At 49.6% G+C, this 7,923-nt stretch carries 11 protein-coding genes; all 11 read left to right on the top strand.

All coding sequences use genetic code 11. From position 1 onward, the window contains the following. Window positions 1-286, top strand: a 286-nt coding sequence (locus tag Q0241_RS13790) for a DUF4376 domain-containing protein (protein ID WP_299378470.1), incomplete at its 5' end; no start/stop codon positions are given. A 65-nt stretch (window positions 287-351) separates the two neighbouring features. Further along, window positions 352-633 (top strand): hypothetical protein, encoded by a 282-nt coding sequence (locus tag Q0241_RS13785; RefSeq protein ID WP_299198189.1) that lies wholly within the window; start codon window positions 352-354, stop codon window positions 631-633. A 23-nt stretch (window positions 634-656) separates the two neighbouring features. Continuing rightward, window positions 657-1,082, top strand: coding sequence for a hypothetical protein (locus tag Q0241_RS13780; RefSeq protein WP_299198191.1), 426 nt, complete (start codon window positions 657-659; stop codon window positions 1,080-1,082). Between the two features lie 10 nt (window positions 1,083-1,092). Next, window positions 1,093-1,677: an N-acetylmuramoyl-L-alanine amidase gene (locus Q0241_RS13775; protein ID WP_299198193.1), complete on the top strand. Its 585-nt coding sequence runs from the start codon at window positions 1,093-1,095 to the stop codon at window positions 1,675-1,677. Between the two features lie 12 nt (window positions 1,678-1,689). Further along, window positions 1,690-2,145 (top strand): hypothetical protein, encoded by a 456-nt coding sequence (locus Q0241_RS13770; RefSeq protein ID WP_299198196.1) that lies wholly within the window; start codon window positions 1,690-1,692, stop codon window positions 2,143-2,145. Between the two features lie 39 nt (window positions 2,146-2,184). After that, window positions 2,185-2,496 (top strand): hypothetical protein, encoded by a 312-nt coding sequence (locus Q0241_RS13765; RefSeq protein WP_299198198.1) that lies wholly within the window; start codon window positions 2,185-2,187, stop codon window positions 2,494-2,496. A gap of 75 nt (window positions 2,497-2,571) precedes the next feature. After that, window positions 2,572-2,745, top strand: coding sequence for a hypothetical protein (locus tag Q0241_RS13760; protein WP_299378467.1), 174 nt, complete (start codon window positions 2,572-2,574; stop codon window positions 2,743-2,745). Window positions 2,746-2,765: 20 nt separating this feature from the next. Further along, window positions 2,766-5,054, top strand: a complete 2,289-nt coding sequence (locus tag Q0241_RS13755) for a hypothetical protein (protein ID WP_299198200.1) — start codon at window positions 2,766-2,768, stop codon at window positions 5,052-5,054. A 62-nt stretch (window positions 5,055-5,116) separates the two neighbouring features. Next, a complete protein-coding gene (locus Q0241_RS13750; protein WP_299198202.1) occupies window positions 5,117-5,464 on the top strand; it encodes a hypothetical protein in 348 nt (115 codons plus the stop codon). Further along, the gene (locus tag Q0241_RS13745; protein ID WP_299198204.1) at window positions 5,464-6,756 is read left to right on the top strand and encodes a hypothetical protein; all 1,293 of its coding nucleotides are present in this window, start codon (window positions 5,464-5,466) and stop codon (window positions 6,754-6,756) included. The genes Q0241_RS13750 and Q0241_RS13745 overlap by 1 nt, the downstream gene beginning before the upstream one ends. Before the next feature lie 27 nt (window positions 6,757-6,783). After that, window positions 6,784-7,923 (top strand): N4-gp56 family major capsid protein (locus Q0241_RS13740; RefSeq protein ID WP_299378464.1); only part of this gene is annotated, 1,140 nt, incomplete at its 3' end.

The raw sequence follows: 7,923 nt of genomic DNA, 5'->3' as shown, positions 1-7,923 counted from the left end.
GATTACGTTGGATGGGGACCTGACGGCTCAAAAGAATATTGCTGAAGCCGCAACGCTTGGTGCATTTGAGGTTTTAGGCGGTAATGCTAGTTGGAGTATCAATTGGATTACTGCAACAAACACTGTAGTTTCTTTGACTGCTGCAGAGCTCAGAGCATTTGCTCAGGCAATTAGTGTTCGTCGAGAAACTGAATATGCTGCAGCACGAACCGCAAAAGACAACATTGCTGTCGCGGCAAACCGGATAGCTGCCGATGCCGCTCTTGCAACTTATCTTGGTTCCTGATCTTGACTTAATGGGTCCATCTGGGCCAATTGCGTATTCTAAGTTTCAAACCGAGGATTATTGAAATGTCTGATCTGGCTACTGCAAGCGATGCTGAAATTCTTGCTGCAATCCAAGAACGCTCAAACTCAAAGATTGAAGCAGCTCTCCCGCATATCGAGAAGCTGATTGAAATCTTGAACCCGGAAAGAAGTGTTTTGCAACACACTGCCGCTGAAGGCGCTGGTCGAGGCGTGTATCAGTCTTGTGCTACGTTCAAGAAAATCTCTGAACAGCTCAAAGCTCTACAGGAAAAGCAAACAGGTGATGCCGCGACTCCAACACCTCAGCCGACTCCCCAAGCTTAAACTAAACCAGGAAAGATCTCCCAATGCCTGAACTAGATCCTTTGGTGGCGTACGTTCACCGAATTCAAACCCTCGAACATAATATCCAACGCACTTTTGAACGTGCGATGGTTCAACACCCAGAGCCTGGCAAAGACAATTTGACTCTTGACCAGGCTTTGATGCTTCTCGTTGATGCCTATGGTACCAAAGGCGAAGAAGGCCAGAAACGCGGCCTTCTCGTTGGCAACTTCAGAACTATGTTCGATGCCTACCGCGTCCAGACATTCTCTACGATCGATAAGCGTAATGCTTTGGTTCAAAGAGCCCAAGCCATGGCTAAGAGTAAAGATCCTGACGAGAAAGAATGGGAACAACAGGTTCTCGCCGAAGCTCGCCTTAAACGAGATAACGAGAATAAATCGACACAAGCCCCAGATTTAGTTATGGAGCCAATTAAACCGGAATAAGGGTACCAACATGTGGCAGTGGATTGTAAGTCTTTTGCGCTTGAATAAAGTACCGGCAATCCCGGAGCCTACAGTTTCTGAAGAAGATCTAGTGGAAGGTACCGTTATGACTGATAATCTTAATTGGCAGAATGATCGACAAATCGACGAGATCATCATCCACAGCAGCGCAACCCGACCATCTCTTTATGTAAATACGAAGATCATACGTAAATGGCATACAGATCCTAAACCCCAAGGACGAGGATGGTCTGATATCGGTTATGCTTATGTAATTGTGCGCTCTGGTAAAACCGAGCTTGGACGTGATCTTGATGATGATGGCTTTGTCGAAGATGATATTGGAGCACACGCCTTCGGATGGAACACCAACTCAATTGGGATCTGTCTTGTTGGTGGGGTGGCCGAAGACGGTAAAACCCCTGAAGCTAATTTCACCGAATCACAAATGGCTGCCTTGGGGGCACTAGTTGTCTCCTTGAAACAGCGTTACCCTAATGCGCGGGTCATGGGACACCGCGACACCGGGGCGAATAAAGCTTGTCCCAGTTTTGACGTGGCAGATTGGCTCGCCAAATACGAGTTAGCCGCATAAGGAGATCTTCCAATGGACTTTCTACGGAAATACGCTGCACTAATCTTTTCGCTCGTGGCTCTCGGCATTTCGGGCTGCACCTCTCTTGGGCTTCAGCCGCTGCCGAATCCATACGCTGATTTGGAAACAAACGCCGAAAAAGCATATGCGACTGTTCTCACGTTTGGCGCCGCGCAAGACACAGTCATCAGCGTCTGTGACACCGTTCAGCCTGATGAACCTGAAGCACCTGTTTGCGTTCAGCTTATTACGTCTGAGCAAGTTCTCAGACCTGCCGTCACAGCTGCCGCCCGTATCGGCGCAGAATATGCTGACGTTGACGCTCGCATTAAGGCCCTGGGTCCTGATGCCCCATCAGAGTGGTTGGTTATTGCCGCAAGCTCTGCAGGTGATCTGGCCGAAGCATTCGGCCCGATTCGAGATGATGTAGAAGACTTCATCGAAACCGCCGGCGAGCTCGTCAACTAAGCCCGTCTCTGCCTAAACCCCCTATTAAGGAACAGTATCATGGACATCTTGTCTGTACTCTCGAAAGCAGAAGTCGCCCTGAATCTTCTGCAATCCGTCAAACCCATGCTGGGTGACAACGGTAAATACGTCGACATCGCAACTGATGTGATTGGTAAAGCACTCTCTGGGGCCAAGTTCGGCGCCGAAGGTTATGCCGAACTGGTCAACGAGTTGAATGGCGTCATTGAAGACCTCGAAGCTATGAAAGCCCGCGGCGGCCTGACTGGCAACGACTTCCGCGATGAGATCACCAAGATCCAAACTCGTGGCGATATCCTTGATTCGATCAAAGATCGTCTGCAGAGTTAATAATCGACAATAGTCGATAAATCAGTTAAGAGGCAGGTTCTTGCGAGGGCCTGCCTTTTTGTATGGGAGTTCAGTATGGCGCATAGAACACCAGCTGAACTTCCCGACGAGCACCAACTATACGTCCCTGCTGGACATCAGACCTACAAACCCATTACAGATTCCCTGTTTCAGGAGCTCTTCCCAAGTTCAGAGTTTCCTAATCAGGAATTTGCTATTATCGAAGAATTCGATACTAGTACCGACTAATACGAGTTTCGAGGATCCAAATGGCTGAAGACGTGATGAACTTGGCAGACGACGATGCCCGTTTAGTTGGTAAGGATCCTTTGAGCATTGATGAGGTTAAGCGCGTTTCCGCGAAAGAGCTTCAAGATAGCAAGAAAAATGGGCAGGGTACCCTCATTAAGTTGACTCCGTGGCAGAACGAACCGCACGTACGCCTCCTGAAAAAAGATCTCGAAAATGCTAAACCATTCCGGGACAAGCACGTTTCAGAAGTTGAAAAGTGGGACTTGGCTCGAGACGGTGGTCAACATATCCCTAAGCGCCGCGGCCGATCGACTATTCGTCCTAAGATCGTTCGCCGTCAGGCTGAGTGGCGCTACTCGGCTTTAAGTGAGCCTTTCCTGAGTTCAGAGAATATCTTTGATGTTCATCCGCGCACTTTTGAAGATGCGCCGGCAGCCTCTCAGAATGCGATTCTTATCAACTGGCAGATGAGAACCAAACTGGATCTACCACGATTCATTGCTGAAGCTGTGCGTGTTTTCGTTGACGAAGGCACTCTTATCATGCGCCCGGGCTGGAGACGTCTTACCGAGATGGTCAACGTTGAACGTCCAGTTTACGACTATGTCCAGGTCTTCGAAGGCTCCCAGGAAGAAGCTTTTCTTCAACAGGCCCTCGAGATTCGCGATACGGATCCTTCTCGTTATGAGCAACTCCCCCAAGAGCTCCAAGACAGCATCAGCTACAGCGAAGAAAACGGAATCACGGCATGGGCAGTTCCCACTGGTCGGACTGAAACCGTCCAGGAAGAGAAGATTATCTATAACGAACCTACTCTGGATGTGGTTGATTATCGCAACGTATATATTGATCCTTCCTGCGGTAATGATCCGGAGAAAGCTAACTTCCTCATCTACTCGTTTGAAACCTCCAAAGCGGAGTTGATGAAGGACAAACGCTATAAGAATCTTGGTTCCGTGAACTATGCCAACGCCGAACACGTGGCGGATACAGAGCACGGCACGGAAACCCCTCAGGACTTCAATTTTGATGATGAGTTGCGTAAACGCATTATCGCCTATGAGTATTGGGGTTTTTACGACGTCCACGGTACCGGTGAACTGGTTCCTATCGTTGCTACCTGGATCAACGATCAAATGATCCGTCTGGAAGAGAATCCTTATCCGGACAAAAAGATCCCATTTATTTTTGAATCCTATTCGCCCCGCAAACGTTCAGTTTATGGTGAGCCTGACGCTGAGATGCTTTCAGACAACCAAGCTATCGCAGGAGCCCTTACCCGCGGGATGATCGATTTAATGGGTCGATCAGCGAATAGCCAGCAGGGCATCGCCAAAGGTATGCTGGATATTACTAACCGGCGCCGTTTCCAAAATGGGGAAGACTATGAGTTCAATCCTTCAGCTCATCCTAGCCAGGGCCTTATGGAGCACAAGTACCCGGAGATTCCTCGCTCAGCTCTCGAACTCCTAAATCTACAGAATAACGATGCCGAGGCCCTCTCTGGCATTAAAGCCTTTTCGGGCGGTCTATCTGGCGAAAACTTTGGTAAAGTAGCGGCCGGCATCGAAGGTCTGGTTGATGCGACAGCCAAGCGTGAGATGGATATCCTTCGTCGTTTGGCCGAGGCTTTCAAGAAAGTCGGTATTAAGTTCGTTTCTATGAATCAGGTATTCCTGTCTGATAAAGAGATCGTACGAGTTACCAATTCCAAGTTCGTTCCTATTCGCCGCGATGAGATCCAGGGTCAGTTCGACATGATTGTCGACATTTCGACTCCTGAGATTGACCAGCGAAAAGCACAACAGCTTGGCTTCATGCTTCAGACTATGGGTCCTAATTTGGATCTTGAGATGCAAAAACTGATTCTCGGTAAAATTGCCAAGCTCCAGAAAATGCCTGAGCTTGAGCAGCAGATCAAAGAATATGAACCTCAGCCCGACCCAGTCGAGCAGAAGAAGAAAGAGCTCGAAGTTGCTGAACTCGAACATGAGATTGCACTTACACGAGCCAAGACAGCCAAAACGAATGCCGAAACTGAGAAGATTATGGCAGAAGCTGATTCGATCGATCTCGAGACAGAGAACGACGCTGCCGGTATTACACACTCTCGGGATATGGAAAGGCAGGCTGGTCAAGCCCGCGGGAACCAGGATCTACAGATCACCAAAGCTCTTACGTCGCCAAAAAAAGAAGGCGAAACTGAGCCTGATATTGAAGCTGCTTTTGGATTTGGTGAACTTTCCAAGAGAATGGATGATGCGAAAAATCGTCAACCAGCTCAACCTGTACCGTTGACAGTGTAATCAGATTAAATCATTAATCCCGACTATTAGCCAACTAACCCAAGAAAGTAGGAACTCCCACTATGTCCGAATCTGAAATCCAAGAGATCGAAGTTAATATTGAAGATCTCCAGCAACACGTCGATCGGCGTGATGTTTTGAAACGTCTCAGTAATAATGCCGATTTCCAGCGTATTGTTGAAGAAGAGTATTTCAAAGACGAAGCGTCTCGGATGCTTCTACTCCGGGATGACCCCAATCTCCCCGCGGACAAGAAAGCATTCCTGGAAGCCGACCTCTACGGCCCCGGCGCGTTTAAGCGCTATCTCTCTACGATCATGGTGATGGGCAACATTGCTGAACAGCAGATCGAAGAACTGAAAGAAACCATGGATGAGATCCATGAAGACATGCAGGCGGAGGATAGCTAATGGCCGATCCAGCCGTCAAAGACCCCGAAGATGAAGTTGTAACCGACCCAGCTGGCGAAACCCCGCCAGCCGAGACGCCACCTGCCGGCGAAGCCGGCAAGGAAGGCGGCGACGGCGGTGAACAAGAAGTCCAACCCACAGAAGATAATCAAGCCCCTGCGCCTGAAGATCTCTTATCGATGTCTGATGAAGACTTCGAAAAGATGGAACAGCCCCCTACTCCGTCCGAAACCCCTGAAGGAACTGAACCTCCGGAAGGTAGGGAGAAGGGGGCTGCCCCGGTTGAGGATCCAAAGAAGGAAGTAACGCAGCCTTCGGAAACTCCCGGGGATGAACCTAAGCCTGAAGCCAAAGCAGAAGGCGGCGAGCCAGACAAGGATAAGGACAAAGCACCTGCTCCTGCTGGTTCTGATGAGCCAATAACGGCCGATAAAAAGGCTGAAATATACGACGCTGTCTTCTCTGGTTTTAAAGCCAATGGCAAAGACATTCAAGTTGAGACCCCTGAGGAAGCTGTACGGCTGATGCAGATGGGCGCCGGTTTTGTTAAATACCAGCAAAAAGTCCGTCCAGCACTCGCTATTCAGCAAACTTTGGATCACAACAAAATCGATAATAATCAGCTAAACTTTCTTATTGATTGCGCAAACGGGAAAGTTGATGCTATTAAGAAACTTGTTCGCGATGCGAAGTTGGAACCGTACGACATAGAAAATACGGATGCAGCTCGTAGCGCAGACAAAGAATATCGTCCCACGAACCACCTGGTGAGTGACAAGGACGTCGCATTAACCGAGAACATCGGTACAGTCCAAGGGACCCCGAACGGTGATGCGATCTTGAGAACAATCCAAAAGGATTGGGACGATGACAGTAGGAACAGGCTTGTCGAGGATCCTGAGATCCTTCCTATCCTCGTTCGCCAAAAGGACTCTGGGGTCTATGACCAGATTACTTCTGAGGTGAACCGACGACAAACTCTGGGAACACTGGCCAACAACGTATCCTGGCTGGACGCCTACTACCAAGTAGGATCCGATTTGGAGAAAAGTGGCGCTTTTAGCACTGGGTCCGAGTCTACGAGCTCACCCTCAACGGAAACAGCAACCACGCCAGCAGAATCGAAGGTTATCGAAACAGCAGCTGCAAAGAAGAAAGCCGCCGCAGGTGGTGACCCTTCAGGAGTAGCACCGGTGAAACAAGCACCAGCTGTCCAGCCCAAAGTCGATGCGTCCGTTATGGACATGTCAGATGAGGACTTCGCCAAACTGGAAGAAAAACTGCTCGGCTAGAGTTGCGCATAAAGAGGAAGTTTTACAATGGCTGACGCTGCTCACCTGTATAACAACCCGCCGTCCACTGATTCAACGATCGGTGGAGGCCAGATGCATGAGTTTTACTGGCAAAAGAAAGCTCTCATCGATGCTCGCCGCGAGATGTATTTTATGCCTCTCGCAGACGTCACAGCAATGCCGAAGCACTTCGGTAAGCGGATCAAAGTGTATCACTACATTCCGCTGCTCGACGATCGCAACGTGAACGACCAAGGTATCGACGCTGCTGGCGCCGCTATCCTCTCAACTGAGTATTTCGTGACTTTCGATTACGTGACTTATTCTTTTGCAGTGGAAGGAAACGCTGACACGTTCCTCGCCGCGGTCAACGCCATCGAAGCCGCTGTTGCGTCTAAGTCAGGTGCAGGCCCTTGGGTCATCACTCTGACTAAAGATGAACTGGTTGCCGGTACAGACGTTGAAGCTGCTGCGGTTCAAACCGCTGTTGCAAACGCATCTGCTCCGAACACACTGACTGTGCTTCAAGGTTCTGGTAACCTTTATGGTTCCTCGAAAGACGTTGGTACCATCACTTCGAAACTGCCTGTTCTCTCTGAGACCGGCGGCCGTGTGAACCGTGTTGGTTTTACACGTATCGTTCGTGAAGGTTCCATCTCGAAGCTTGGCTTCTTCACCGAATATTCTCAGGACGCAATGGATTTCGATTCTGACAGCGAACTGATGATGCACATGAACCGCGAATTGATTAACGGTGCTGTGCAGATTTCGGAAGCGGCTCTGCAGCTTGACCTGCTCAACGGCGCTGGCGTTGTTGTTTATGCCGGTGACGCTGTATCAGACGCAACTGTGGACGGCGAATCTGCCGATCCAGCTGAAGTCAGCTACCAGGACCTGTTCAACTTGTCTTTGACCCTAGATGACAACCGTACTCCTCGTGAGACGGATATCATCACTGGTTCTCGGATGATTGATACACGTACCGTCCGTGGTGGCCGCGCGATGTATATTGGTAACGAACTCCAGCAAACGCTGGAAGAAATGACCGATAGCTTCTCGAACCCGGCCTTTGTCCATGCTCACCAGTATGGCGCAGCCGCGACTCTCATGAATGGCGAAATCGGTACTGTTGCTCAGTTCCGCATTATCGTTGTCCCTGAGATGCAG

The organism is uncultured Kiloniella sp., assembly GCF_937128705.1.
GTDB lineage: Bacteria > Pseudomonadota > Alphaproteobacteria > Kiloniellales > Kiloniellaceae > Kiloniella.
Note: the sequence above shows the minus strand (reverse complement) of the source record. Positions and strands in the feature narration are given on the sequence as shown.

What these genes read in the sequence shown, in the direction of transcription:
- Q0241_RS13785 (WP_299198189.1), top strand. Translation starts at nt 352, where the DNA reads ATGTCTGATCTGGCTACTGCAAGCGATGCTGAAATTCTTGCTGCAATC.
- Q0241_RS13780 (WP_299198191.1), top strand. Translation starts at nt 657, where the DNA reads ATGCCTGAACTAGATCCTTTGGTGGCGTACGTTCACCGAATTCAAACC.
- Q0241_RS13775 (WP_299198193.1), top strand. Translation starts at nt 1,093, where the DNA reads ATGTGGCAGTGGATTGTAAGTCTTTTGCGCTTGAATAAAGTACCGGCA.
- Q0241_RS13770 (WP_299198196.1), top strand. Translation starts at nt 1,690, where the DNA reads ATGGACTTTCTACGGAAATACGCTGCACTAATCTTTTCGCTCGTGGCT.
- Q0241_RS13765 (WP_299198198.1), top strand. Translation starts at nt 2,185, where the DNA reads ATGGACATCTTGTCTGTACTCTCGAAAGCAGAAGTCGCCCTGAATCTT.
- Q0241_RS13760 (WP_299378467.1), top strand. Translation starts at nt 2,572, where the DNA reads ATGGCGCATAGAACACCAGCTGAACTTCCCGACGAGCACCAACTATAC.
- Q0241_RS13755 (WP_299198200.1), top strand. Translation starts at nt 2,766, where the DNA reads ATGGCTGAAGACGTGATGAACTTGGCAGACGACGATGCCCGTTTAGTT.
- Q0241_RS13750 (WP_299198202.1), top strand. Translation starts at nt 5,117, where the DNA reads ATGTCCGAATCTGAAATCCAAGAGATCGAAGTTAATATTGAAGATCTC.
- Q0241_RS13745 (WP_299198204.1), top strand. Translation starts at nt 5,464, where the DNA reads ATGGCCGATCCAGCCGTCAAAGACCCCGAAGATGAAGTTGTAACCGAC.